At 66.4% G+C, this 24,354-nt stretch carries 22 protein-coding genes and 1 pseudogene; 13 read left to right on the top strand and 10 right to left on the bottom strand.

The annotated features are described in order from the left end of the window. Nucleotides 1–1,574 precede the first annotated feature (1,574 nt). The 4 genes from OG792_RS08625 (at nucleotide 1,575) to OG792_RS34635 (ending at nucleotide 3,108) form a co-directional block, all read left to right on the top strand. Entirely contained in the window at nucleotides 1,575–1,886 is a 312-nt protein-coding gene (locus OG792_RS08625; protein ID WP_329108698.1) for a transposase, read from the top strand. 67 nt (nucleotides 1,887–1,953) lie between these two features. Beyond that, a complete protein-coding gene (locus OG792_RS08620; protein WP_329111162.1) occupies nucleotides 1,954–2,400 on the top strand; it encodes an IS3 family transposase in 447 nt (148 codons plus the stop codon). Beyond that, entirely contained in the window at nucleotides 2,322–2,588 is a 267-nt protein-coding gene (locus OG792_RS34640; RefSeq protein ID WP_442932454.1) for a DDE-type integrase/transposase/recombinase, read from the top strand. The genes OG792_RS08620 and OG792_RS34640 overlap by 79 nt, the downstream gene beginning before the upstream one ends. A 64-nt stretch (nucleotides 2,589–2,652) precedes the next feature. Then, nucleotides 2,653–3,108 (top strand): IS3 family transposase, encoded by a 456-nt coding sequence (locus OG792_RS34635; protein WP_442932453.1) that lies wholly within the window; start codon nucleotides 2,653–2,655, stop codon nucleotides 3,106–3,108. On the opposite strand, the gene OG792_RS08615 is transcribed toward OG792_RS34635, so the two are convergent. Next, nucleotides 3,050–4,567: a hypothetical protein gene (locus tag OG792_RS08615; RefSeq protein WP_329108697.1), complete on the bottom strand. Its 1,518-nt coding sequence runs from the start codon at nucleotides 4,565–4,567 to the stop codon at nucleotides 3,050–3,052. The two genes, OG792_RS34635 and OG792_RS08615, sit on opposite strands and share 59 nt — an antisense overlap. A gap of 898 nt (nucleotides 4,568–5,465) precedes the next feature. Next, on the bottom strand, nucleotides 5,466–5,780 hold the full coding sequence (locus tag OG792_RS08610; protein WP_329108696.1) for a hypothetical protein: 315 nt from the start codon (nucleotides 5,778–5,780) through the stop codon (nucleotides 5,466–5,468). Between the two features lie 305 nt (nucleotides 5,781–6,085). Between OG792_RS08610 and OG792_RS08605 the strand changes: the two genes are divergently transcribed. Continuing rightward, nucleotides 6,086–6,742: an ATP-grasp domain-containing protein gene (locus OG792_RS08605; protein WP_329108695.1), complete on the top strand. Its 657-nt coding sequence runs from the start codon at nucleotides 6,086–6,088 to the stop codon at nucleotides 6,740–6,742. Between the two features lie 153 nt (nucleotides 6,743–6,895). On the opposite strand, the gene OG792_RS08600 is transcribed toward OG792_RS08605, so the two are convergent. Together OG792_RS08600 and OG792_RS08595 are read right to left on the bottom strand one after the other, a co-directional pair. Next, nucleotides 6,896–7,654: a hypothetical protein gene (locus OG792_RS08600; RefSeq protein WP_329108694.1), complete on the bottom strand. Its 759-nt coding sequence runs from the start codon at nucleotides 7,652–7,654 to the stop codon at nucleotides 6,896–6,898. 81 nt (nucleotides 7,655–7,735) lie between these two features. Beyond that, complete coding sequence (locus OG792_RS08595; protein WP_329108693.1) at nucleotides 7,736–8,155, bottom strand: hypothetical protein; 420 nt, start codon at nucleotides 8,153–8,155, stop codon at nucleotides 7,736–7,738. Nucleotides 8,156–8,313: 158 nt separating this feature from the next. Between OG792_RS08595 and OG792_RS08590 the strand changes: the two genes are divergently transcribed. From OG792_RS08590 to OG792_RS08565, 6 genes are all read left to right on the top strand, one after another. After that, nucleotides 8,314–9,234: a hypothetical protein gene (locus tag OG792_RS08590; RefSeq protein ID WP_329108692.1), complete on the top strand. Its 921-nt coding sequence runs from the start codon at nucleotides 8,314–8,316 to the stop codon at nucleotides 9,232–9,234. Continuing rightward, on the top strand, nucleotides 9,170–10,480 hold the full coding sequence (locus tag OG792_RS08585; protein ID WP_329108691.1) for a nucleotidyl transferase AbiEii/AbiGii toxin family protein: 1,311 nt from the start codon (nucleotides 9,170–9,172) through the stop codon (nucleotides 10,478–10,480). The genes OG792_RS08590 and OG792_RS08585 overlap by 65 nt, the downstream gene beginning before the upstream one ends. 660 nt (nucleotides 10,481–11,140) lie before the next feature. Next, complete coding sequence (locus OG792_RS08580; protein WP_329111161.1) at nucleotides 11,141–11,701, top strand: chloramphenicol phosphotransferase CPT family protein; 561 nt, start codon at nucleotides 11,141–11,143, stop codon at nucleotides 11,699–11,701. 59 nt (nucleotides 11,702–11,760) lie between these two features. Further along, the gene (locus tag OG792_RS08575) at nucleotides 11,761–12,648 is read left to right on the top strand and encodes a hypothetical protein (protein WP_329108690.1); all 888 of its coding nucleotides are present in this window, start codon (nucleotides 11,761–11,763) and stop codon (nucleotides 12,646–12,648) included. A 654-nt stretch (nucleotides 12,649–13,302) separates the two neighbouring features. Then, nucleotides 13,303–14,832 carry a hypothetical protein gene (locus OG792_RS08570; protein ID WP_329108689.1) on the top strand — a complete coding sequence of 510 codons (1,530 nt, stop codon included), beginning with the start codon at nucleotides 13,303–13,305 and terminating at the stop codon, nucleotides 14,830–14,832. Nucleotides 14,833–15,604: 772 nt separating this feature from the next. After that, nucleotides 15,605–16,051, top strand: a complete 447-nt coding sequence (locus OG792_RS08565) for a hypothetical protein (protein WP_329108688.1) — start codon at nucleotides 15,605–15,607, stop codon at nucleotides 16,049–16,051. 193 nt (nucleotides 16,052–16,244) lie between these two features. Here OG792_RS08565 and OG792_RS08560 read toward each other — a convergent pair whose 3' ends face one another. The 4 genes from OG792_RS08560 to OG792_RS08545 form a co-directional block, all read right to left on the bottom strand. Continuing rightward, nucleotides 16,245–16,742 carry a DUF4265 domain-containing protein gene (locus OG792_RS08560; protein WP_329108687.1) on the bottom strand — a complete coding sequence of 166 codons (498 nt, stop codon included), beginning with the start codon at nucleotides 16,740–16,742 and terminating at the stop codon, nucleotides 16,245–16,247. A gap of 809 nt (nucleotides 16,743–17,551) precedes the next feature. Further along, nucleotides 17,552–18,523, bottom strand: coding sequence for a zinc-binding dehydrogenase (locus tag OG792_RS08555; protein ID WP_329108686.1), 972 nt, complete (start codon nucleotides 18,521–18,523; stop codon nucleotides 17,552–17,554). 272 nt (nucleotides 18,524–18,795) lie between these two features. After that, complete coding sequence (locus tag OG792_RS08550) at nucleotides 18,796–19,026, bottom strand: hypothetical protein (protein ID WP_329108685.1); 231 nt, start codon at nucleotides 19,024–19,026, stop codon at nucleotides 18,796–18,798. A gap of 19 nt (nucleotides 19,027–19,045) precedes the next feature. Beyond that, entirely contained in the window at nucleotides 19,046–19,267 is a 222-nt protein-coding gene (locus OG792_RS08545; RefSeq protein WP_329104148.1) for a hypothetical protein, read from the bottom strand. A 291-nt stretch (nucleotides 19,268–19,558) separates the two neighbouring features. Here OG792_RS08545 and OG792_RS08540 point away from each other — a divergent pair, with 291 nt between their 5' ends. After that, entirely contained in the window at nucleotides 19,559–20,449 is an 891-nt protein-coding gene (locus OG792_RS08540) for an IS5 family transposase (protein WP_442932452.1), read from the top strand. Nucleotides 20,450–20,616: 167 nt separating this feature from the next. Further along, on the top strand, nucleotides 20,617–21,618 hold the full coding sequence (locus OG792_RS08535) for a hypothetical protein (RefSeq protein ID WP_329108684.1): 1,002 nt from the start codon (nucleotides 20,617–20,619) through the stop codon (nucleotides 21,616–21,618). Between the two features lie 124 nt (nucleotides 21,619–21,742). Here the strand turns inward: OG792_RS08535 and OG792_RS08530 are convergent. Beyond that, a pseudogene (locus OG792_RS08530) lies at nucleotides 21,743–22,577 on the bottom strand (IS5 family transposase). 918 nt (nucleotides 22,578–23,495) lie between these two features. After that, nucleotides 23,496–24,323, bottom strand: a complete 828-nt coding sequence (locus tag OG792_RS08525; RefSeq protein WP_329108683.1) for a helix-turn-helix transcriptional regulator — start codon at nucleotides 24,321–24,323, stop codon at nucleotides 23,496–23,498. Nucleotides 24,324–24,354: the final 31 nt, after the last annotated feature.

The raw sequence follows: 24,354 nt of genomic DNA, 5'->3' as shown, positions 1-24,354 counted from the left end.
CGGACGATGTGATCCGCGCAACCGGAACAGTCCTCGGTCCGCCCCGCGCCCGCTGACCCGTTCGTCCCACCATTGGTCAACGCCGTCGAATTTCGCCAGAACGAGCTACCCGGGTGCTTACTCATCACCGATGTCCACGCATTACCCGAGATACCACCCGTCCATGACGGGTCAATGAACATCGGATACTTCGCCCTCGGATCAGTGAGCAGCTTCCGGTCCGGCACCACCGTCAACTCGTCACCGGTCACCTTTACCGGCATCACCGCCTGCCGCGCCCCCTCAGGCACGACTTCTGCCGGCAACGACGGGGTCGTCGCCGCACCACCCCGTCCCGGAGACGGCTTGACCGGCTGGTCTGGGCCGACCTCCGCCGCCCCTGGGGCCCCCTTGGGAGTCTGCTCCGGGCCGGGTGATCCGCCTGCCTCCGGCAACGGTGTCGAGTCCCACATCAACGGCGCCGGTGCCGAGAAAACCGTCTTACCGCTTCCATCCCGCGCCGCCAGACCACCGCCCTCCGCCGCCGTGACCGTCACACCCTTCGTCGACAACCCGAACCGCACCGCCGCCAGCTTCGGATGCGCCGCCGCCGCCGGCGTACGGACCACCAACACCTCGGAAAAACCCAGCGCCAACGCCGTCACACGCAGATCCACATCCGGCAACACGTTCCGGTAAACCGCCGAATCGCCCTCCACCACCGGCTCCGGCAACCGCCCCGGCCAGGACATACCCAACTCGCGATCACCATCGCGGACCCGGGCCAGGACCCCATCACCACCCGCCGAGAACACCACCGGCAACACCGTCGCCCGCGGCACCACACCCTCCCCGGTCACCTTCAGCGTCGTGTCCACCGGCACCCACGACGAACCCTTCCGCACCCGAACCGGCTCGATCCCCTTCTCCAACGTCCGCGACCCATCAAGGTTCAAGAACGTCTGCGAAAACTCGGTCCGCTCGGCCAGAATCTCGACCCGACGGCCACAGGTATCGACCATCCTCCCGGCAGCGGCCACGTCGGCCTGAACATCCACACAGGGCTCCGCCGCTGTTGAAGCCGTCTGCGCGGACGCCGGGAACAACGGCAGCGCAACCGACGTGGCCATCACCACCAACCCGACCAGCGCACGTCCGCCGGCCCGACCACTCGTACGACGGGCACGCGGGAACCAGTGACCGCGACCGAACATTGAAGCCCCCGTGTGTGTCAGACCGCTACGGCTTGATCACCATAAGCATCAGCATCGTCACCGTCAATACCAAAGGTAGCCGATTACTCACGGTCAGTATCGGACGTACCCATTGACCACAGAGCCGTGTCCGGGACTGCGTAGATTTCCGTGTTTGTCCTGGGTGTGGTCCGTTGGACAGGACGTCGATCCTGTCCGGGAAGGACGCAGCAATTGGTCGAGCGGGCGAAGGCCGACGGGGTGTCGTTGGTCGGACTCGGTGGGCTCCTCGCGGGGATCACCCGCACGGTCCTAGAGTCAGCGCTCGACGCCGAGCTGAGCCACCCCCGCTCTCATGGAGCTTCTTGATCATGGTCTGATGGCCGTGCGGAGGAAGTTTCTGTGGCAGCACCGAAGAAGTACCCCGATGAGCTACGAGCGCGTGCTGTGCGTTTGTACCGCGAGTCGGACCCGAAGCCGGTGATCCGGCGCCTGGCCGAGCAGCTTGGCGTGCATCACGAGGCGTTACGGAACTGGATCCGGCAGGCCGAAGCGGACACGGACGAGCGTCATGACCGGCCGAGCAGCGACATGCTGGCGGAGAACCGGCGGCTGTTGAAAGAGAACGCGGAGCCGCGTCGGGCGAATCAGATCCTGAAGGCGGCGAGCGCGTATTTCGCGGCGGAGCTCGACCCGACCCGGCGACGGTCATGACGTTCATCCACGAACATCGTGACCAGTTCGCGGTCGCGCTCCTGCTACGGGTGCTGAACATTGGCACATCCACCTACTACGCCTCGGTCAGGCAGGCAGAGCAGCCCTGCGAGCGGGACTTGGTCGACCTGGGGCTGCTGTCGAACATTCACGAGATCTGGGGGTCACCTCCGGGCACACCTACGGCGCGGACCGGGTGCACCGGCAGTTACGCCGTGACGGCATCCGCGTAGGCCGCAAGCGGGTCGAGCGGTTGATGGCCGACCAGGGCTGGCAGGGTGCGTTCCTGCGTCGTGGCTGGCGCGGCGGCTCGACCCGACAGGACCCGATGGCGACGCCGGCACCGGACCTGGTCAACCGCGACTTCACCGCGACCGGGCCGAACCGGCTCTGGGTCGCCGACGCCACCCGGATTCCGTGCGGTAAGGGTGTGTTCTGGCTGGCCGCGTCTGTGACGTCCTCTCCCGCCGGATCGTCGGGTGGAAGACCTCCGACCGTTGCGACACGGACCTGATCCTCGCCGCCCTCGAATACGGCATCTGGTCACGCGATGTCCGTGACGGCCAGTTGATCCATCACAGCGACAGGGGCTCGAACTACACGTCGTTCCGCTTCGCGGAACGCTTGCAAGACAACGGGATCCTGCCGTCGATGGGCTCCGTTGGCGACTCGTACGACAACGCCTTGATGGAGAATTTCTGATCCACGCTGAAGATCGAACTCGTCTACCGCACCTCGTGGCGGACCGTGACGAGGCCGAAACGCGATCTTCGCCTACATCGACGCCTGGTACAACACCCGCCGCATCCAGAAGGAGCTGGGCTACCTCAGCCCCGACGAGTACGAGACCGCCTGGCACACCCACCAGAACGACCTGTTAGAGCCAGACATCACCACACCCCTGCACCAGCCGGCAGCAGGTAACCACCGCTCCATCAAAGCGGGGGAACTCACACCGGATGAGGCACACGCTCATGCCGTGATCCAACCACCACCGCATGCAAGGTGTGTCGGCACGTATCCTCCGGTCGTTCGGAGGTCAGGGCGCGTCACCGCCGCAGGTCCGCAACGCTCCCGATCCGCAGTAGTCCTTATCCGTATCCGTATCCGGCAAGCGTTGCCACGGTCTCGCCGCCGTAGCTCCTTCGCCGCGGAGGTGATCGTCAATCCTGGTCCGGTCGGATGGAGCAGTCCAGGATCCGTCCGTCGCTGGTGCCGATGAGTAGCCGGCCCGGGCCGGCTACGGTCAGCGCGGTCGGTATGGCCGGCACAGCAGCGATGGTGAGGTGCCCGCGCCAGCGCACGGTGCCGTCATCAGGGTGGAGCGCGACGATCTCACCATCGCCGTAGGTGATGTAAACGGTCTCCGCGTCGGCGTCGAGGTCGGTGGCTGCCCGATCGGTCCGGAAGATCCAGTCCGGCTGTTCGCTGCTGACCCTGCGCCGCACCACGAATGAGCCACCGGGCTGCAACCCCTGGCCGTTGTACACGGTGCCGGTGTGGACCAGAGTGCCGTCCATGGTCTCCACACCGGGGCCGGCGAAGTGGGTCTCACCGGGCGTCCACGAGTACGGGAGCAGGCGGCGGATATCCCGTTCCGCCGGTTCACGCGGCCGTCCGGTAACTGTTGGGTTCTTCAGTTCGGCCGCGGCGAGCCAGGCTTCGCTCGGTGCGGGCGTCCACCCACGCTCACGGTCGATTTCCCGGAGATAGATCCGACTGCCACGCCGGACACGAAGCCTGCTGCGCTCCCCGGCCTCCTGGGCGGGTGCGATGGCCGGTAGACCATCGACACACCGCACCAGGGACGCCGGGGCGGACAGGGTGAGGTGATCGAGCTGTGCCCCGTCGTCCAGCGAGAGCTGAACCACAGACTGAGGAGGCTCCTCCCACTCGGGCCGCACCAGACCTACCCAGACCGACCGCTCATCGGGCGCGACGACGATGTCGCTACCGCCCTTGTCATCTGGAACAGTCCACTGCCGCTCTCCCGAGGGCAGCCAGCACTCCGCCTGGACGCGGTCGAGCGTGGCCAGGATCCGGCCGTCGGACAGTTCCTCAACCGCGCGGACGTCACGCCGCGGATCCCCATCCGTGCCCAGACCTGAGACCGTACGGCGCGCCTCCTCCCGGCCGTCCGGTCGGGGAGCGGCCACCCGCGGTCCGGTCAGTTCCTCCCAGAGGATCGACCGGGGTGGTACGACTGCCCAATCAGGCCGGCGCACCACCGCGACGTGTCCCGTACCCCAGGCGTCCTTGTCCTGCCAATCGTCGGGCGGCGCCATCAGTACGCGGAGTTCCCGGCCGGTGAGCCACTCCAGGGCCAGGACTTGACGGCCGAGCGGGTCCTCGATGAGCGAGGTGGCCACGCCCGTCTCCAAGTTCAGCAGGAGCAGTTCGCCCTCGAAGAAGTAACCGCCGTCGTAGCGGCCCGTGCCCACCACCAGCAGAGGAAGCAAGGGGTGGAAGGCCATCGCGTGCACGGGGTAGCGCGAACGCAAAAGAGCGCGGCAGGCCAGGTCACCCACGTCGTAAACACCTACCGGTGCCATGCCGAACTTGTGGGTGCCCGCCATCCCGAGCAGGCCACGACCCTCCGCGGCGACCGCGAGGGCAGGCTCACCGATCTCAGCAAAGGGTCGGTCACCGAGAATTCTGTCGATACGCAGCGGGCTGGTCACGCCAATGATCCTCTCAACGCCTGTGGACGCCCACAATTTCGTCCGGGCAGGTCGAGCTGGACACTGGCCAAGGTCCGATGCACGGATGGCAACAGTTGAGTGCGCTTTCGCGCCGAGACCAGTGGGTTGAGTTGCGGTCCCGGATCATTGGCCCGCCTTTCCCGATCGAGGTCGGTGGCACGACCACAGCCCCGCAATCTGTTCACGCCCGACCTCGACGCCGGCCCGGTCCTGACCGGGCTCGCGGACTGGTGCCATCACCAACCCCGCGACCCGGCCACGGCAAAGCTCTACCCGCCGTGCTCACCCGCCCACGCACTTCCGACCTGGGGAAGAGGTCAGGACCGGGACACGCGCCGCGCGGTGACCGCTTCCGACTTTGGGAAGAGGCCACGGTCCATATCGGCCCTGTTCAGCAGCCATACCAGGCGCCAAAGCGGAGCACCCTTCCGAAGTCGTACGGCGTCGGGGCAGGCCATGACCCCTGCTCCCAAATTTACTCCCAAGGAAACGTTCAGCAGGACGGGTACCTTACCCGTTACCGCACTCTCCCCCGCACCTGGCTCTGCCAGGAAAGATAGAGAGCTGTTGACGTCGGCTCAGCGTCGTTGCACTCTTCATGTCAAGGAACGGTCCGCATCGTTCTGAGCAGCACAAATGTCAACGCCCCAGGCACACGCTGGGACGGTCAGAGCAGCTCAACCAGGTTGAACGCCGTTCAGCGCCGTTGGGAGCGCCCTGCTGCTCCCAATCTGCTCCCAACGCCCCCCCACGGTGCCGGGGAACGGTCGGGCGAATGCGCCGTCATCCCGAGAAGCGGTTGTCCTCGGCGATGGTCCGGAATGGCCACGATGCGGTCAACGCCCGGCTGGTCGGATGCCCCGCAATCTCCTCATATTTAGCGAAGGGTACAGGCCCTGCACGCCTCGCTACTTCCTACCCGGGCGAGCGCCCAAAGGTCGCGCGAGGGCAACACCCGTTCCACGACTTGGAGGCATTCAGGTGCCGTCTTTCCCTCCCTGAGCGCGTGCGCCACCATCCGGTGACCGTCCGGCACGGTGATCGCGATGTTGCTGTAGTCATCCGCTACCGACCCTCCGTCGACCGTGGTGACTCGAACAGGATTGATGATCTCGTACCAGGTTACGAGGTCAGGCTGGTGGATCGCCCATGCGGCGATCCCGGGATCGATCTTCGAGGTGTTCAGCCGCACCTGCCACGCACCAATAATCTCACGCCGTCGGCGTACTGATCTGCCGCGTTTCGGGCGGCGGCCGGGATAACAGTTCGAGGTCGAACGGCCGCGTGGGGCAGGATGTGAGCGTGATCCTTCTGGTTCCCGCGAACCCTCTACGGCCGCGCCACCCAGACGAGCACTTCGCGACGGAGGCGCAGGCCGCCCGTGCTGCCGGGATCGATGTGGCGGTGGTCGACCACGACGCGTTGACACGGGGCGGAGATGCGCGACGGGCGGTCGCATCGGTCTCGGGCAGCGGTACCGCCGTGTACCGCGGCTGGATGCTGCGAAGCGAGCGGTACGCCGCTTTCGCCGAGTTGCTCGCCGAACGCGGTGTGGTGTTGAGGACCGCTGCTGAGCAGTACCGGCGGGCACACGAGCTGCCCGGCTGGTACGCCGCTCTGGCTGCGGTCACCCCACCGTCGGTGTGGACCACGGGCTCGGACCGGGCCGACTTCGACCGCGCTCGGGTCGAACTGGGCGCGGGACCGGCGGTGCTGCGTGACTACAGCAAGTCGATGAAGCACTACTGGAACGAGGCGACGTTCATCCCCGACCTGGAGGACGGCGCGGCTGCGTGGAACGTCGCCAGCCGGTTCCTGGAACTGCGCGACGACGACTTCGTGGGCGGTTTCGTACTGCGACGCTTCGAGCGGTACACCTCCGCCGAAGTACGTACATGGTGGGTCGACGGCGTTTGCGTCCTGATCGGACCGCATCCCGACAGCCCGCACGATCCCGCCCCGGCCGGGATCGACCTGGCCCCGCTCGCACCGATGATCGCCCGGCTCGGCCTGCCCTTCGTCACCGTCGACCTCGCACTGCGCTCGGACGACGTATGGCGTGTCATGGAACTCGGCGACGGGCAGGTTAGCGACCGGCCAGCCACCATCGAACCTCAGACGATGATCACGGCCCTGCTTGCCCAGGCCCGCTGACCGGCAGCAGTGTCTGCCTGAATATCCGCTCATGCCGCTGGTCGGGCGTCGCGGCGTCCTGGTCAAAGTGCGGCACTGCGGGGTGGCCCGACGCAGCGGCACGAGATGCCGCGACTTGGGCGCACACTTCCGCCGCACCGCATCCGGCGATGCTCAGGCGTGTTGTATGGACTGAGCGGCCGCTACCACCGCGCTCAACTGCTCGCTGTCGAAACGTCGGGATCGCCAGGCCAGCGCGGCAATCTCCGCGCTGGCCGGGTGTACCCGCGCGTCCTCGACGACCGGCCCGATCCCGGTCAGCGCGACCATCTCGCTGGGCGGATAGCCCAGCAGGTGCGCGAACGCCGTCACGTACTGCGGGGTAATGACGACCGTGCCTGGGCCCAGCCCGAAGATGGTGGAGTCGGAGACGTACGGACCGTCGCCGATTGCCTTGAGGATCCGCGCATTGTGTGGGCGAATGTTGCGATTGCGCAGTAGACGAAGCAGCAACGCTCCTGGAGAGTCCGGATAGTCGTCGCCCGGCGCAGACCCGATCCGCGGCTGGGCCGGCAGCGACTTGACCAGCGCCTCCATCTGACGACGTTGGTCCGCGTCCATCCGGGCAACGTGCCGAACGATCGAGCCTACGTCCCACGGCGACGTCGGCCAAGCCGAAGCCAGGTCATCCGGCACGGGCAGCCCGGCGATGACGAAAAGGTCGGCAGCGTGAATGCCAAGCGCCGGCGCCAGGTTCCGGACGAGGTCGGGGTCTGGTACCGCACCGTCTTGGATCACCGCAGCGAGCTCCCCGCCCGGCACACCGGCGTCTCGGGCAAGGACGGCTTGCATCTGCCCGATCGACGCGGCGAAATTCGGCCGACGCTGCGACAGCAGACGCCACAACCGCACGCCGAAAGGCGACTCTCTCACGGCATACGACGCTACGGGCTGCCGGCATACGCCAACTGACCCGTCCATGCATCCGGATCTGCCGCTCTCCGGGCGGTCACCTCAACTTGCCGGGTCGTACGACCAGTGCAGCGCGACGTCGGGCTTCATCCGCAGCCACAGCGCGGAGGCCGGCGAGCCATCCGGGAAATCGAGCCGTAGCAACTCGCGACCATGGATTCGTTTGACTCCGATGCCTCGAACGCCGCGCAGATCAAGGTCGAGCAGCTCGGCTCCGTCGGGGATGGTCCGCAACCGTAGCCGTACAACCTGGTATCCCGGCGCGACGTACATCTCGATGTCGTAACTGGCTCGCGTGGTTCGGAACGTCACCGCCGTGTAGGGCCACGGCTCGCGCCAGTCGAACTTGTGGTCGGTCTCATGTTCGTCGTCCGCGTACCGATAGACCGGCTCCGCCTCGAAAGCCAGATCAGGTCCTCGTAGCTGGGAACGGGCTCCATGACCACCAGGGAATCCTTTCATGAAGATTGGAGAGGTCCGCACGGCATCCGGACATGCCGCCGGCCGTGCGCCACAGGAACGGAGGCAGTGGTACACGGCGCGGTTGTAGCACCAGTACGCACGTAGCCGCCGATCACGCGGTCACGCCACACCGGGCGGATGTGTCCTACGCTGCACCGATGGTTGACGTGTCGGGCGACTTCGAGATCCACATCACGACCTACGCCCACCATTCCGAGCAGTTGGCGTCGTTCGCTGAACGGCATCGGGTGAAGTTCTTTCATGTCCTGCTCGATCGTGGCGTGCACGTCTCTCAGCCGATGCTCACCCTGACCGGCCAGGGAACCCTGGACCGCCAGCGTTCCCTGGCGAAACGCTGGAATGATCGGATGCGCGAGGCGGGGATGTACCCGTGCCGGACCAAGATCGAGGCGACGCCATGGAGCGACGGGGTACCGCAGACGGATCCTGATGCGGCAGCCGAGCCCGGCGGCCGATACTTCGAGCATCACATCAAGGTGCTGCTGTCGAGCGTGACAGTGCCGGACCTCATGGCCATCACCGACCTCGTCGCGTCACACGGCGCGCGGTTGTCGAGAAACGCTCGACGCCAGCGAGCGGGCGGCGCACAGGAGCGGTTCGTCAACCAGCGTTGTCACGGCGTCGGCCTGGCCACAGCAAAGCAGCGGCTGGACAAGCTGGTGACCGAGCTACACGCGGCGGGATACGAGGTCCTGACGGTCGAACAGGAGTACGTCGTGTTCGACAGCAATCTCGAACACGACTCGGGTTGGCTGAGCACCACCGCACCGGACGGCTGGGCATTCGATATGGAGGCACGGATGCGCGCCAAGCCGGCAGGCTCCGAGTACTACCCACCCACCTACCAACCGCTTCCCCCAAGCCCGGTCGTACGGCAGACAGCGGCCTTCGACCCTGCCATGAAGCAGTACTCGAGCGCGTACCGCCCCGGCGAGCCGACGTTCCTGGCACCGGCGGCCGGCCGGCGATGGACAACCGCCCGGCGTACGGGCGATGAACCATGTCCTCACCGTCATCGCCGGGACCAAGTGGGCCGAGCATCTCGTGTTGCGGGGTAGCGTCACGATGACGGCCTGGGTCGGTGAGGCCGCACGCGAGCCGGGCGACCTCGACTTCGTCGTCACCCCGCACACCATCACCAGCGACAGCACCGAAGCACGAACCCTGTTCGGAGACATCGTTGCCGCGCTCACCGCCATCCCGGGCGCGGGCCTGCGGCCGGAGCGGCTGACCGAGTCGGCCATCTGGACGTACGAGCGTGCTGACGGACGTCGGCTCGTCATCCCGTTCAGTACAGCGGAGGCCCCCGACGGCAGCGTGCAGGTCGACATCGTCTTCGGCGAACGACTACCCCTCCCGCCCCACGTACTGGTACTGCCCGACGTCGACGTGCCACTACTGGCCGCGACCGCCGAACTCTCACTGGCCTGGAAGCTGTTGTGGCTGGCCACCGCCCGCTCCCGGCAGCTGACGATCGGGCCGATGACCGAGGACAAACTCCGCGAGGTGATCGTCGAGCCCGCCCGCCGCGCCCGCGCCCAGGTCGAAGAAGGTTTAGTCGAGGTGCTACTGCGCGACACCGCCCCAGGCTCCGGCTCGCTTCCGCTGCTGTCCCACGCGCTGCTCGCCACCTGGTCGCGGGGCGGCGGCCGGATGACCATCGGCGGTTATCGGCAGATCGGCGGGATCACCGGCGCCGTCTCCGATACCGCCGAGTCGGTCTTCGCCTCGCTGACCCGGCCGCAGCAGGAGCTGGCCCGCCGCCTGTTCCTGCTGCTGGTGCACGTAGCTCCGGAGACCGAGGACACCCGGCGGCGGGTCACCGCACCCGCCGGCTCACCACTGGCTCTCCTGCCGCTGCAGGCGCATTTCGAGTGGGAACTCAAGGAGACCGCGCTCAACCAGACCGCAGGCGAGCTGAAAGCCACCGCGATGTGGGCCAGCGACCAGGTCCGCAGGGACATCGACACCGCCGTACGCCAGTGGCTGGGCCCAGGCCAGCCGAGCCGCGCCCTCGCGATGAAAGCCCGGTCGGTGCTCGCCAGGGCCATGACGAAGGCCCGGCGTCACGCCGAGGCAGCCGAACACTTCGCCGCAATCGGACCACACGTCAGCGAATACCCCTGGTACGCGGGACCGAGCGAGGCTTCCTGGAGGCGCGCAAGCAGGCCGTCCGAGCCGCGCGTTGACACCAAGCTCCCACGCCCCAACGATGTCACGCTAATCAACGTGCCTACAGCGAACGCCCCCTGGGTTGGAAAGAGATCACCCTTGCGGCGCGCCACCGCTCGTAAACGTTTCTGACCCTGAGAAGAGGTCAGGACCAGGACACGCGCCGCGCGGTGACCGCTTCCGACTTCGGGAAGAGGTCCCGACCACGACACGGACCGGGCGGTGACCGCTTCCGGGTTTCGGAAGAGGTCAGCTCCCCGCATCGCACCTGACCAGCGCCTTGATCAGAAAACGACGTTGACATACACCTTCGAATCGAAGGCAACAGAGATCAACTCGGCGCCTACTCCCAGTTCTGCTCCCAACTAAACGTTCAGCAGGCCAGCAGGTCCTTACAAACGGCTCTCCCGCACCTGACTCCATCAGGAGAGATAGAGAACGGTTGAGGTCCGAACAGCGCCGTTGCACTCTTCATGTCAAGGAACGGTCCGCGACCCTCTGACCAGCATGGATGTCGCCGCCCCTGGTAGACGCCGGGACGATCACAGCAACTCAACCAGGTTGAACGCCGTTCAGCACCCTTGGGCGCGCCCCGCTGCTCCCAAACTGCTACCCAACGCCCCCCTTCGGTGGCTACGTCGGCGACAGCCATCATGGCGCAGACGCCAACGAGGATAGGCGGGCCCCACATATCCGCTCATGCCGCGATCCGCGCCTGGGGTAGCGCCACAGCCTGATGATCAGGCGGCGCCGCCCGTGCCGATGCGCCCGCGACGCTAGGGTCTCGGTGTGATGCCAGAGCAGAGGGGCCGGATCATCCTGCTCAACGGCGCCTCAAGTTCCGGCAAGAGCAGCATCGGTCGGGCACTCCTGCCACTCCTGCCCGACCCCTGGTTCCTCGTTCCCATCGACGCGGTCGGTGCCATGCGCTCCACCGTTCACACCCGTGTACTCGATGACACGGAGGTCGGCAAGATGCTGAAAAGGACTCGTCTCGGCTATCACCGAGCCGTGGCCGCGCTCGCCTCCGCAGGGAACGACGTCATCATGGACTATCCACTGAGCGAGCAGTGGCGCGTGGAGGACCTGCTCGATGTCTTGGAGGGATACGACGTCACCCTCGTCGAGGTTCGCTGCGCCCAAGTGGAACTGGACCGGCGCGAGCGGCAGCGCGGGGACCGGCCCGCCGGTCTCGCCCGTACTCAGGCCAGGGTCTACGCGCACGGCGAGTTCGACATCGCCGTAGACACCACAAGCACCGGCCCCGACGCCTGCGCAACCGCGATCGCGGATGCGCTCGGCGCGGTCCCGTCGCCAAAGGCATTCGACCGGCTCCGTCGTCGTGAAAACTGACTGCCCGCCCATGCCGCGATGCGCGCGTCGCTGAAACTGCGCGCCGTACGATCTTGGTCGTGTACACCACCGCGCTGGCACCGATCGACATGGACGCGGTCTTCCCGCAGCTGGCTGCGTTTAAGCGGATCACCACTCGACTGCATCCGCGTAAGGGCTCGCCCTCTGTCGACCACGGCTCGGTAGGCGGTCCGCTACTGTGGCCAACGGACGAACCATGGCCGACCTGTGACGACGCGGGTCTGGACGAGCACCCGGCCGACACCCCGATGCCCCTCGTTCCCGTCCTACAACTCTTTGCCGAAGATATCCCCGACCTGCCGTTCCCAGAAGGCTCGGACGTGCTGCAGGTGCTGTGGTGCCCCTTCGACCATTATCCCTCCAGTGCTCCTGTCCCTCGGTTGCGTTGGCGACGGCGGTCGACGATCGGGCCCCGGCTGGCGGCGATGCCGAACCCGCACCCCGACGCCGACACCCGGTACGTCCCCGACCCCTGTGCCATCGATCCCGAGCAGGTAGTCGAGTACCCCTCCTACGACCTACCGGAAGAGGTGTGGTCCCAAATCCGGAACACGCTAGTCCGTGTCGAGGCCGACACCGGCTGGCAGTACGACACCGACCTGGCAGTCGCCTCCGGCATCAAGACCGGCGGCTACCCGGGCTGGACCCAGTCACCCGACTGGCCGATCTGCGACTGCGGCATCCAAATGGAGCACCTGCTCACCATCGCCAGCTGGGAATTCAGCCGAGGCGACGAGCACCGCTGGCCCCCACTCGAGAACCGTCACGCCATGACCGGATGGAACTTCGACAGCCCCAATGACCACCCGTGGCGGGCGCTGCAGAACCCCACCGGTCTCATGCTCGGCGACGCCGGAGGAATCTACGTCTTCGTCTGCACATCCTGTCCAAACCGCCCCTACGACCACCGATTCGACTGCTCCTAACCCGAGAAACTCACCACCCAACAACCCACCGATCCCCTTCTGCCGCAGCGAGGGTGAAGCGGCCCGGCGACCGTGTACATGTGCGAGCCCGAGCACTTCCGACCTTGGGAAGAGATCAGGACCAGGACACGCGCCGCGCGGTGACCGCCTCCGACTTCGAGAAGAGGTCAAGCTCCACATCGACCCTGGCCAGCACCCATACCAGGCGCCGGAGCGGAGCACTCTTCCGAAGCCATGCGTGTCGAGGCAGGTCGTAACCCCTGCTCCCAAATCTGCTCCCAAGGAAACGTTCAGCAGGACGAGTGCCCGTTACCGCACTTTCCCCCGCGCCTGACTCTGTCAGGCAAGATAGAGAGCGGTTGACGTCTGTTCAGCGTCGTTGCACTCTTCATGTCAAGGAACGGTCCCCGACGCCGTGACCTGGAACAACCCGAGCACCCGCAGGTTACGCGGAGCGGATTTACGCATCTCAACCGCGTTGAGCGCCGTTCAGCGCCGTTGGGAGCGCCCCGCTGCTCCCAATCTGCTCCCCTACATCTACGCCGAACGAGCCATCGGACCACCGGCGACGGGCCGCCTATCGCACCTCCAAGATGACCGGAACTGCCAATGAGCGGATGTCGTTGGCCCTCGGGTGACGTTAGGGTTCGGCCCATGATCGCTGCTTCGTCGACGGATCCTGATCCAACCTCGACTCCGCTGTTGCGCGGCCTGGCCAGGAATCCGGCGATACCGCTGGATGTGCTGCTTCAACTGGTCCAGGTGTGGCCGGAGCAGGCGTGCGAGGGGCTGCGGCACCGGGTTCAGTTGCCGATGCCGGTTCAGGATGCCATGGCACGTCATCCGTCCCGCGCAGTTCGTGTCACGCTGGCCGAACATCCCGAGGTTGCTCCGCAAACCCGTGCCAGATTGTTGGACGACCCGGAGTGGCAAGTGTGGATTCGGGCGTTCGGGCGTCCCGGGCAGCAGCCACTTCCCGATGACGTGTTGGTGCGGTTGCTGACCGCGCTCGACGAGCTACCTGCCGAGGTGCCGTTCACCAGCGAGGAACTAATCGGGGAACTGTTCGACGCGATGCAACATGAGCGACGACTGTTCCTGCTGGCAGCCGGGCACCCACAGCCCGGGATACGCCAGTTCGCCGCTGGCTCTCTGGACCGGTTGGACGATTCATCACGGGAGACACTGCTCCGGGACCCGGTTCCCGAGGTCCGAGCGACTGCAAAGAAGGCCCGGGCGGAACAGCGGCGGATCATGCTGCCCGCAGACCTGCCCACCGAGCATTGCCATGCGTATTGGTGGGTGCTGCAGCGACCCCTTTCCCGAGCCCTGATGGACCAGGTGCTGGCCAGCGGTGACGTGGAAGCGCTGCACTTCGTTGCCACTAACCCGTCAACCTCGCCCGACGTTGTTGAGACGTTACTAGGCCACCCCGCTGCCGAAGTCCGCCGGGAAGTCGCCACTCGTGCCGACCTGACCAACGAGCAACTGCTCAGGCTCGCCGCCGACCCGACTGCCGAGGTCCGCACCGCCGTCTCCATTCATCCCAGCCTCACCGAACAGCAACGTTCCGGCATCAGCATCGACATCACGACGGTTCCAGGCGACGGGCACTACAGCGCTCGAATCGGGTGCCGCTCCGCGGTCCACTACCTGGCGGACGAGTCGGTGCCGCGTCTCGGCGACGCGCTGCGGTGGGCGAGGTCCGTCAATCCGCTACTGCGTCGCCGCGCGGCCCGTCATCCGGAACTCCCCGCGCCCCTGATCCCCGCCCTCGCTGCGGACAGCGACCTCGGCGTCAGGGTGCTGCTCGCCCAGAACCATCCCAAGGCGCCACCGACGCTGTTGCTGCGCTGCTTCCTTGAGTACGACGGCTGCGGCCGGGACCGCCTCAGCTCGCTGCCATACTTTCCCATCACGGGACTGGCCCGGTTCGCCACCCATCCCGATCCAGCAGTACGACGCCTGGTCGCCCTCGACCCACACGCCGACCCGCGACTTGTCGACCGCATGTCCACCGATCCGGCGATCGCCGTACGGCAAGCGGTGGCCAACTGCCCACGCCTTCCAATGAACCGGATCATGGCCCTGCTCGACGACCCAGACCTAGCCGAGTACGCGGCAGCCAACCCGGCCCTACCGGTTCAACAGATGCTCCACATTCTGAACAATCACGCACGATAGACGGTCGAAACGAGGCCACCACATAAGCTCAGCTATCTCAGTCGCAGACCCCGATCCGTTGCGCTCGGTGGCCCGCCGTGAACACGCTTGCCCAGCACCTCACACCTCAGACGTTCGGCCGACTCCTGTCCGACCCCCGCCCGGCACCAGCTGACCGCCGCCGCCATCCACACATGCACCCATGCGTGTGAGTCCGTACGCCGGCAGAAGTCCGATCGATCGGCTCTGCCAAGATCGAGTGTACGGATCTGCCGCCGACCGAGCGTGGAGTCCGGTATGGCCGTGACGCTCCGTGCGCTTCTCGTTGGGATCGAGCTGACTAATACGATTTCCGGGCGTCTCAGGTTCGGGTCGAGCGCGTACTGCTTTAGTTGGTCGGCTGGACCGCCGTCCAGACCTCGGGCAAGAAGTGTCCATGCAATCGCGTGGACATCCGAGCTCCCGCCGGGCACACTGCCGCGGGTGAGTGCGACGGATACCGACTTGGCCTTGCGATACCTGGCTGAATATGGGCTCACGCCGATCGGGCCCAATCGGTGGAGGTGGGGCGGCACACCCCCAGAGGAGATGTCGGACGAGGACGTGGCCTTCCACACGGCATTCGAGATCACTGCCGACGCGGGCCTGGCTGCCGTCCAACGCGTGCACACGGCGCTCGGACTGCTAGACCTGACCTGCGCCTTCGAGGTGCTGACCCATTTGAAACGCCTACGTCTGCGACAACGCCGACCCGGCGGTCGCCGACGCCTTCTGGGCCGGCTTCCGCGCCCGGATGGCAGTCCCCGAGCCGATCGAGCACCTGCGGTTGCACTTGCAGACGTACTGGTTTGTGGGGCACACCGCTGGGACCGCCTTCGACGCGCTGCTCGGCGATGATGTGCGCCGTCTCGCAGCGGCTGGCCGTCTGCACGAGCTGACCACCGGTCCGCTGCACCTGCGCGCCCGCCACGTCCTGGAAGACTCGGGTTCGGTCGGCTGGAACGACAAGCGCGACGTCTATCAGGCCGCCGCTGCTGTCGCTGAGCTTCGTCCAGCGGTCTTCCGCGCCCTGCTCGGCAGCTATCACGCCGTCTACGGCAGCCTTGCCTCGGCCGAGGTCCTGGCCCTGCTGGACAGCCTGCACCTGCCCACCGACACCGAACACCTGCCACAGCTGCGCGCGGTCCTGCGCAAGGGGGTCGAGAACCACTACAACGACCCCGCCGCCTGGCAGGCGTGACGCGTTGCACACGGCCGACCTCCAACGCCCATAGATACGCTTTGTTAGCACATCGCATCCATCCGGATCTGCCGCTGAACGCGCTGCTAACCGTCGCAGCGGCGAGGCTGGTCATCATCAATCGTGCCGACGTGGATGCGTCTGGTGGAAGACAGGTAGCGCGCGGTGGCTTACCCGCCAGCGGGACGCGGACCTACGGCAACGTCGCCGCCTTCCACGCCTCGGTAACGCACAGTTCGTCATAATCCCACCATCCGTCGCGCTCGCCCGTGTCTAGCAGTTCGCGTACCAGGTACAGATCGGCGTCGGGCGGGACGTCGATCACGGCGAGCCCGAACATGCCGGAGCCCGTGATGCCTAACACGGTGAACTTGTCCAGGATGGTGTCGACAGGAGGCTTGAACGGACCGAGTGGGCCGTCGGGTGCAAGCATCACCCGGATGGCGCAGAAGCCGGACGCCTCCAGTTTTTCCTGCGCCCACAGCTGACCGTCCGTGCCCCGCTGGACATGAAAAATGTCGCCCTTGGCAGCGTTCAGCGCGGCCCACGGCGCACTCTGCAACCGGACCCGGTCCGGCGCCAGCGCCTCGGCGCCCATGCCGCAGCCGGTCGCCGGCCCACCGGACATACGGAACCACACCTGGACCCAGCCCGGCGGCAGTTCGACTGCAACGCGACTCGACGAAGACACCGCTCAAGCATGCCGCAGCGGGCGCCTGACCTACAGCCCACCGAGGCGTGATTCCAACCAACCGTGATCAAGGCGCCATCGCGGCTCGCCACCAGACTGGCCGTAACAGCATCCGCACATGCCGCCGTCCGTACGCGCAGCCAGACGACGAGCCGTCACGGTCAGTGTTCGGCGTCCCGTGTGCCCGGCATCCTGAACTGCCGCAGGCAGGGCGCGGTAGCGCTGACCGTCCGGCACTATCAGTAACCGTCGACCAATGCGTGCCCAGAGTGCAAGAACGCCCCCGGGGCACGCCGTTGACGCGCGCTCACGGCCGTCGGTGGAACTGGTCCTCGCACTCGTCGCAGCGCAACCACTGCGCGAGCTCACCCCACGGAGGCTGTCCGGGCACAAGAACCAGGAGCTCCCACGGATACTCGCACAGGGCGTTGTCAGTATCGCGTACCTGCAGGTGGCAGGTGGCTGTCGGCTTCTCCGGTTCGACCTCGTACTCCAGCCGCGTCTGAACCTCTCCAAAGAACATAGTTAGGGCATCCCACCGCCGACTTGGTGGCCACCCGAGGCGCTCTGTGGCGACGAGGTACGGCATGTTTTGCATTCTCGCAGGGCGGTCCAGAGACTTACTCTTCTGCCGCCGATCGTGCGCGGCGGCGCCGGATCGTCCGTCACGATGGGTAGCCATCAGCGGTGGCGCGTCAGGTGCGAGGGCTTCCGGTCGTGCCGATGAGCGAGCGGTCCGGCTAGGCGGTGGCATGGGCCGTTGAGCCTCAGTGGCGGATGGTGTGGCGTGGTCAGGTTCTCCCAGGAACTCAGATCAGCAGCAGGGTTTTCCCCACGGCGGTGCGGTTTTCGACCGCGGCGTGCGCGTCGGCGGCACGCTCCAACGAGAAGGTCTGCCCGATGATCGGCCGGACGACTCGCGCCGCCGCCCGGGCAATTATCTGCTCCGCCCACCGCACGATTTCCGGCCCGAAATCGAATAGCTGCTCGATTCCGATCACCTCCACGCCCCTGTGACGCGCCTCGGCGGGCTCGATGAGCGTGACCTCACCGCTGGAGGTGCCGTGTACCGAGAAACGGCCACCGCGGGCCGTCACCTCGAACGCGGCCCGCCCGATCTGGCCGCCGACACCGTCGAACACCACATCCGGTCCCATGCCACCGGTTGCTTCGAGTACCAGCTTGGTCCAGCCCGGTTCGCAGTAGTCGACCACTGCGTCGGCGCCCAGTTTCCTGACCAGATCGAGCTTCCGCGATCCGCGAGCAGCTCCAACCACCCGCGCGCCCGCCGCACGGGCGAGCTGCACCAGCAGGCTGCCCACCCCACCCGCCGCCGCTTCGACGAGAACCCAGTCACCGGCGCCGATCTTGGCGTGTTCGGCCAGTCCCTGCGCCGTGCTGCCGTCGCTGTACAGGGCGGTGGCCTCCGGCAGCCCCAAGCCGTCCGGCACCGGAAACAGGTCCCCGACCAGTGCCACCACCCGCTCGGCGAAGGCGCCGGTCTCTCCCGTACTGGCCAAAACACGCCGCCCCAGCCAAGCCGGATCCACCTGCGCTCCGACCGCGCTCACACGCCCGGCTACCAGACCGCCCGGCACGTACGGCAACCGCGGCCGTTCATGCCACCTGTCGGTGCCACGCCGGATCTGCGTCTCGACGAACGTCATGCCCGCCACCGCCACGTCGACGACGACCTGGCCCGGTCCGGCTACCGGGTCCGGAGCCTGGCCTGGAACCAGCACCTCGGGCCCCCCAAAACGAACTGCCTGGACCACTCGCATACCACCCGCTCCCATCCCTTCGCCAACGCGAACATCGAGAGCATGCAACCTCAAGTTAGGTTGAGGTCAACCGACACATTTCGACGATACCCGGGCTCCCACCGTCGCCGCGCCAAGCCGTTGTCTGAACACAACCGAAACATCCGCACGTGCCGCAAACCATGCGCGCGAACGCCGGAGCGCCTGTCACCCTCGGTAGCCCTCGATGCTGGTACGCCCAAGTGAAAGGGCATCCGGTCGTGCCGAGGTGAGTGCGTCTGCCTGACCGGGCATCAGGTGTCGTACTCACCGCTGTCCCATGGGTCGGTGAAGGCCATGTAGTCGCCGGGCTCCAAGGTGACCCACCATGCGTCGTCGTCCTCCTCCGGCTCTCTTGGGATGAGGCCGAAGGTCGTACCGAACCGATTGATTGCGAAGGGCTCGACCTCGATGCGGGTGAACGTGACCTCCCCAAGCTCCTTCAGCCGGGCGTCGTATGCCGCCCGGCGCGCCGCGCGGTCCATCTGGGCTCTAGGCCGTGTTTCAAAAGTGATTGCTGTTTCCCTGAGCGTTGCGTTCTGCGGCGGCATGCCACCAGCCGGGCGGGGTCGGCCCGGTGACCGTCGCGGTCGGCTGGTCGGGATGCAGCCCGAGGCGGCGCAGAGCGGCAGCCTGGATACGGACGTCGAACCAGCCGTGCCAGTGACCATCAGGGCCAATACCGCAGGCCAGACCCCAGTAGACCTCGCTCGACTCGAAGGGCATCCAATCGATGCCCCGGTCACGCAGTCAAGCGCGGGCCGCAGCCAACGGCCGCGGACAGCCAGGGGTGTTCTCGTAGGCTGCGATAGTGACCCAATCAGCGTTCATGGTGACCATGATGCCTGGGCAGACCTTCTTGCGGCATGGCAGCTTCGCCGCCTGGCGGTGCATAGAAGGGGAGATCGTCGGATCCGAAGCTCGGCGTGTCGGTGATCGATAGACGGTGAGGTCTCCGGTAGGTGGTTCAACGACGAAGAAGAACCCATAACCGGAGACCTCGTGGCCACCTTAGCGGTGACGAGGCGACACGACCTGACCGACGCCCAGTGGGCGGCGCTGGTGCCGTTGCTGCCCAGGCCACGTGGGTCAGGACGTCCGCCGAAGTGGAGCAGACGGCAGTTGATCGACGGGATCCGGTGGCGGACACGGGTCGGCTCGCCGTGGCGGGACGTGCCCGCACTGTATGGGCCCTGGCAGACCATCTACGGACTGTTCCGTCGGTGGCAGCGTGCCGGGGTCTGGCGGGACGTCGTCACCGGGTTGCAGGCGAGGGCGGACGCGGCTGGGTTGATCACTTGGGACGTCAGTGTCGACTCCACCAGTGCCCGCGCCCACCAGCACGCCGCCGGCGCCCGTACCCGCCCGGAGTTACAGGTCGAGTCCCCCGGTGGTGTCGATGACGAACCCGACGATCACGCCCTGGGACGGTCCCGGGGTGGGCTGACCACGAAGCTGCATCTCGCCTGTGAGCAGGGACGCAAGCCGCTGTCGACGGTGTTGACCGCCGGACAGCGTGGGGACAGCCCGCAGTTCGTCCCAGTCCTGGCCGGTATCCGGGTTCCTCGCCCCGGCGCCGGCCGCCCCCGTACGCGACCGGACCGGGTCTTGGCCGACAAGGCATACAGCTCCCGCGCCAACCGCCTGTATCTGGCCCGTCGAGGGATCGCCGCGACCATTCCGATCAAGATCGACCAGGCCGCGAGCAGACAGAGGAAGGGCTCGAAGGGCGGAAGGCCACCAGCCTTCGACCCCATCACCTACCGGCAACGCCACGCCGTCGAATGCGGCATCAACCAGCTCAAACGCAACCGAGCCCTGGGCACCCGCTATGACAAACTCGCCGTCCGCTATCAGGCCACCGTGCACATCGCCACGATCAACGAGTGGCTCCGACCAGGCTTATGAAACACGGCCTAGCGCTCGTTGAACCATGGACAGCAGGTTCGTCAATGTCTGCCATCGCTACGGGCGATGGGCCGACGGTTGGCAGCGGGACGACGGGTGGGATGCGGATCGCGACCAACATCGTCGAGCCCGGGACGAGTTGTGCCCGGTGCTGGTAGAGGAGTGATATGCGCGCGATCGCCAAAGGGCTCACCGTGCTGGCGGCGCTGGCCGTCATGGCCGCCTGCGAGAACACGGGCAGGATCGCCGAGCCACCAGTCGACAAGCTGCAGGGGCGGCCCTTCCCGATTGTGACCGGCACTCCGGCCGTTCAGAAGGCTTGGACCTCGTGTGAGACCGACGCCCCCATGGAGATCGGCGGGCCCCCGTCGGACGCCCTCATCCTGCCGCGCCTCGACACCGGTTTCGCGGCCACCGTCGCAGTCCACTGCCAACTCGAACCCGAACGACGCGCCGACCGTGGTGAGGACCTGGTCCTGACCGAGGGCCGGGCCACCGACCTGACCACCTTGCTCGCCGCACTGCGACTACCCGACGACACGTTCATCCCCGACGCCTGCACCGCGGATATGCCCTGGGTGCCGAACCTGCTGCTACTCGACGCCCACGGCCACTGGATCCGGCCAGGGCTCCCCACGACCGGCTGCGGCAAGGCACGTACCGAGGTAGAGGAAGCCGTACGCGCCCTGCGGCTGACCACCATCAAAGAGAAGGTCATACGAGAGATCCTGTCGTCCGGGGCCGCCGTCTCCGGCTGCACCCAGGAGTGGCAAGACATGGTGGCCATCGAAACCAGCGGCCCGACGCCCCGCGCGCTCCCGAGCCACGTATCGCTTCCGTTCGAGCCCACGTCACAGATGCGTCTGTGTGTGTTCCGGGTACCGGCCGATCGACAGGGAACACCCGACGTCGCCGGAACCTTCGACTACGGTCTGCTCCTTCCGGAGCAGCGACGCGAGGTCATCGCGCGCACGTTGGCCTCGATGCCCCCGGCGCAGGAGTGCACGGGCCCGGCAGACCGGTTCGCCGTTCTGCGGGCCTCCAACAACACCGGCGGCGAGATCTACGTCGAACTCGACCACTGCCGGCGCATCCTGACAAGACCGATGTCCGGCCCACCGACCCTGGCCCAGGCCGACCACACGCTCATCGAACTACTAGGAAGATGACCGCCGGAGCCCACTGGCACGGGCGTGAGCGATCACCACCGCGTGCAACCAACTCGGGCCACGCCGTCAGGGGCGCCAGCCTTGAGAGGACGTCTGATTCACGTACTTTGCCGGTTATATGGGTTTAGCCGTATCGCCAGGTTGGGGTGGTTTCGGCGGTGAGGCGTTTGGCGAGGTTGTCGATCATGGCGATGGTGATCATGCTCTCGGAGTTGTCGGGTCGGGCTTCGTAGTCGCGCACGAGCCGGCGGTGGTGCATGAGCCAGCCGAGGGTGCGTTCGACGACCCATCGCCGTTTGACCACGCTGAAGCCTTTGACCTGCGGGTCTTTGGTGACGATCTCGACGTCGACGCCGAGTGCGGCGCCGTGTTCGACGACCCGGTTCTTGAATCCGGCGTCGACCCAGGTCTTGGTCAGGGTGGGGTAGGCGGTGGTGGCCTGGTCGAGCAGGTCCATGCCGATGGTGTTGTCGCTGGCGCTGGCGGCGGTGACGATGACGGCGAGGAGGAGGCCGAGGGTGTCGGTGATGATGCCGCGCTTACGGCCCATGATCTTCTTCCCGGCGTCGATGCCCTGTGTGGACAGTGAAACGTTGCTGGAGGTCTTCACGCTTTGGCTGTCCATGATGGAGGCTGTGGGTTCGATGGTGCGCCCGTGGTGGTCCCACGAGGCCGGTGAGGTCGTAGTTGAGTTCGGTGAAGATGCCTTCCTTGCTCCAGGCGGCGAAGTAGCCGTAGACCGTCGCGTGGGGCGGGAAGTCGTGGGGCAGGTAGCGCCAGGCGATGCCGGTGCGGTTGACGTACAGGATGGCGTTGAAGATCTCGCGTAGGTCGTGGGTGGGGGCGCGGCCACTGACGCCGGCGTCGGTGCGGGCCTGTCGCCAGGCGGTCAGGCGGGGTGCGATCAAGGCCCAGCGGGCGTCGGACAGGTCGCACGGATAGGCTCGCCGTTCAGTCATGAAGCAGGAGTACGGCGTCCGCGTGCCGGCTCAACGGACGTCATGTGCGTCGATTCCCGGCGAAGGTGAATCAGACACGATCGAGGGTCTAATTGCGCCGATTCCGGTCAGGGCTGAGTCGAGTGGGATGTGTTCTTTCTGGGTTGGATCGGGCATCTTGCGCTACCACGATCGAGACGTGAATCGGCCGCTACTGGCGCAAAGGTGAAACAAACGTCCAGTGAGAGGGCGGTTCGTGAGGTTAGATCCGTTTCGCAGTCAGGACCAGCCCCGACCAGCGGAGTCCGGCGTAGCCACCCAGGCGCCGATGGATGAATCGGCGCCTACCGGGAACTAGCTGGATCAGGCCGGCTGGTCGCCCGGGCCTCAGTACCAGTCCAGCGAAAACGAAGCATTGACCCAACGCAAGGACGAATCCACTCACAGTAATTTCGCAGCTTCCGGCATCCATCGGCGCCGATCACAGATTCCGGGGTCCACTGGGGACAGCCAACATCGACTGCTCGACATTTGTCGGCACGCGGGTCAGCATTTGCCCAGCATGACATCCGAAACGAGCCATGATCAGCCGAAGTCAACCGAAAGATCAACTCAGTCGCCGCCACGGCCCTGAGCTGGCAAAACAGCCTAAGCAATGCCGTTGAGCAGCTGTCTTGCCATGACGATCCGCTGCACTTGATTCGTACCCTCGTAGATATGGGTGATCTTCGTGTTGCCCCGCAGTAGAACGTCTGCCCAAACCACGGCCGGATGGCGATCTCACCCAGAGCAATACCCGTGCATGATCTCGATACGAGTGCGACGGTCGACACAGCCGCTACGCATAGATATATGGCGATTCATTGGCTTCGCCGGGTAGTGATACTCATGTGCGTAAGTTCTGTTACGGCGGGGGTGAGCGGCGTTGGCTGTGCTTCTTCAGGCGGGTGTGTGTATGGCGGCCAGGTAGGCGAGCGCCTCGGCGCTGCGGCTGCCCGGTGCCGGCGTGCCGACGAGCAGTTGCTGACCGGGCGCGTCGCGGACATCGAAGGTCTGGTACGTGAGCTCGATCCGCCCGGCGTCCGGGTGGTGGAAGACCTTGAACAGGCGGGTCAGGCCGCGCACGGTCTGGTCCTCCCACAGGGAGCGGAACTCCGGCGAGGCCCGCCGCAGGTCGGCGACGAGCGCCTGGATCTCCAGGTCGTCGGGGAAGAGACCGGCGTTGAGGCGCAGGGCGTGCACGGTGTTCTCCGTCAGGGTGGGCCAGTCCGGGAAGACGGTGCGTGCCTGCGGGTGCTGGAACAGCACCCGCAGCATGTTGGTCGTGCCTGCGAACGGGGAGAGCAGTGCGGCGGCGACGCTGTTGGTGGCGAGTACGTCGAATGCGGGATTGAGCACGTAGGTGGCCGCGGTGGGGAAGGCGTCCAGCAGTTGTAGCAGCGTGGGATGGACCAGGTCCCGGGAGCTGGAGCTGTTCGGGCCGAGCCGGGGATTCAGCCCGGCGAGCCGGAAGAGGTGGCCTCGTGCGTCCGGGTCGAGCCGCAGTGTCCGTCCGATCGCGTCGAGTATCTGTGGGGACGGGTTGCGCTCCCGGCCCTGTTCGAGGCGGGCGTAGTAGTCGACGCTCACGCCGGCCAGCACGGCGATCTCCTCGCGGCGCAGCCCGGCTACCCGGCGGTCGCCGCCCCCGCGCAGCCCGACATCTCCGGGGTCGACCTGGGCGCGGTGGGCTCGGAGGAACTCCCCAAGAGCGTTGCTGCTGCGCATGTCAACCAGGGTAGAGCCCCTGGTCGGAGAC

This window comes from Micromonospora sp. NBC_01699 (assembly GCF_036250065.1).
Lineage (GTDB): Bacteria > Actinomycetota > Actinomycetes > Mycobacteriales > Micromonosporaceae > Micromonospora_G.
Note: the sequence above shows the minus strand (reverse complement) of the source record. Positions and strands in the feature narration are given on the sequence as shown.

What these genes read in the sequence shown, in the direction of transcription:
- OG792_RS08605 (WP_329108695.1), top strand. Translation starts at nt 6,086, where the DNA reads ATGCTGCGAAGCGAGCGGTACGCCGCTTTCGCCGAGTTGCTCGCCGAA.
- OG792_RS08595 (WP_329108693.1), bottom strand. Translation starts at nt 8,155, where the DNA reads ATGAAAGGATTCCCTGGTGGTCATGGAGCCCGTTCCCAGCTACGAGGA.
- OG792_RS08590 (WP_329108692.1), top strand. Translation starts at nt 8,314, where the DNA reads ATGGTTGACGTGTCGGGCGACTTCGAGATCCACATCACGACCTACGCC.
- OG792_RS08585 (WP_329108691.1), top strand. Translation starts at nt 9,170, where the DNA reads ATGAACCATGTCCTCACCGTCATCGCCGGGACCAAGTGGGCCGAGCAT.
- OG792_RS08580 (WP_329111161.1), top strand. Translation starts at nt 11,141, where the DNA reads ATGCCAGAGCAGAGGGGCCGGATCATCCTGCTCAACGGCGCCTCAAGT.
- OG792_RS08570 (WP_329108689.1), top strand. Translation starts at nt 13,303, where the DNA reads ATGATCGCTGCTTCGTCGACGGATCCTGATCCAACCTCGACTCCGCTG.
- OG792_RS08565 (WP_329108688.1), top strand. Translation starts at nt 15,605, where the DNA reads ATGGCAGTCCCCGAGCCGATCGAGCACCTGCGGTTGCACTTGCAGACG.
- OG792_RS08555 (WP_329108686.1), bottom strand. Translation starts at nt 18,523, where the DNA reads ATGCGAGTGGTCCAGGCAGTTCGTTTTGGGGGGCCCGAGGTGCTGGTT.
- OG792_RS08550 (WP_329108685.1), bottom strand. Translation starts at nt 19,026, where the DNA reads ATGGACCGCGCGGCGCGCCGGGCGGCATACGACGCCCGGCTGAAGGAG.
- OG792_RS08545 (WP_329104148.1), bottom strand. Translation starts at nt 19,267, where the DNA reads ATGCCCTTCGAGTCGAGCGAGGTCTACTGGGGTCTGGCCTGCGGTATT.
- OG792_RS08535 (WP_329108684.1), top strand. Translation starts at nt 20,617, where the DNA reads ATGCGCGCGATCGCCAAAGGGCTCACCGTGCTGGCGGCGCTGGCCGTC.
- OG792_RS08525 (WP_329108683.1), bottom strand. Translation starts at nt 24,323, where the DNA reads ATGCGCAGCAGCAACGCTCTTGGGGAGTTCCTCCGAGCCCACCGCGCC.